Here is a 1,022-nt window from a genome sequence, read left to right as displayed (position 1 = left end):
CCTTTACGAAAATTTGATAAATATTTGAAAGGTTGTTAAACAGCGTGAAAACCCAATCTTACATTAAGATTGGGTTTTGTTTAAAATCTACTCTTCATATAATTCTAATGGTAAGCCATCGGGATCATGGAAAAATGTAAATCTTTTATTTGTTATCTCGTCAATTCGAATTGGTTCTACAAAGACAGCATTTTGTTTTAAGTATTGAGTACTTTCTTCTATATTAGACACAGTAAATGCTAAATGGCGTAACCCAACTGCTTCTGGATTTGTATGTCGCTTCGGTGGATTAGGAAATGAAAATAGTTCAATTTGTCCATTTTCTCCAATACTTAAGTCCAATTTATAAGAGTCGCGCTCCTCTCGATAGGTTTCCTTAATTACCTTACATCCTAATAAATTTATGTAAAAATGCTTTGACAATTCATAATTAGAACAAATAATTGCGACATGATGGATATTCTTAATTTCCATATTAAAACTCCTTATTACTTTGATTTACTAAAACTTTTCCTAGTTTATCATGAATAGTCCAGTTTGAAAAAAGAATACACTCCATTTAGACAGTATAGTTCATAGTTTTAGTGGAAAAATGGAATGTGATACTGGACAAAAATTCAAAAAAAATAATGGGAATAATCTCCCATTAAGTTTTAGAAATTTATCTTCTTCTTTTTTTATCATCTTTTGCTAAAACCTGTACTTTCTTAATAACTTCTAGTTCTACAATTACATGCACATGTTTATCATTTATTTGATTAACACTTAATACTTTACCTTTTCGACCTTTAATGGAAATAGTATCTCCTTCAGAGGGGACATATTTGAGTAGTTGGTTTAATAGTTCAACGTTTTTCTCGATATAATGAACTACAATCATATAGCTTCAACTCCTCTAATCAATCTTATCTTTATACAATATTTAAGATTAAATAAAATAAGAACAAATTTAAGCTGATTATTTAACAATACAAGTTCATATATTAAGGAATAACTTCAAATATAAGTTTGTTGATTTATTT

The 1,022-nt window shown here is 28.1% G+C and carries 2 protein-coding genes; both read right to left on the bottom strand.

The genetic code is table 11. The features are described 5' to 3' along the window. Window positions 1–87: 87 nt before the first annotated feature. Window positions 88–474, bottom strand: a complete 387-nt coding sequence (gene gloA2 / locus CN514_RS20155; RefSeq protein WP_098234118.1) for an SMU1112c/YaeR family gloxylase I-like metalloprotein — start codon at window positions 472–474, stop codon at window positions 88–90. A gap of 187 nt (window positions 475–661) precedes the next feature. Further along, window positions 662–880: a hypothetical protein gene (locus CN514_RS20150; protein WP_098234117.1), complete on the bottom strand. Its 219-nt coding sequence runs from the start codon at window positions 878–880 to the stop codon at window positions 662–664. Window positions 881–1,022 lie beyond the last annotated feature (142 nt).

Source organism: Bacillus sp. AFS001701, from assembly GCF_002559405.1.
In the GTDB taxonomy this organism is placed as follows: Bacteria; Bacillota; Bacilli; order Bacillales; family Bacillaceae_G; genus Gottfriedia.
This window is presented reverse-complemented; position numbering and strand designations above follow the sequence as displayed.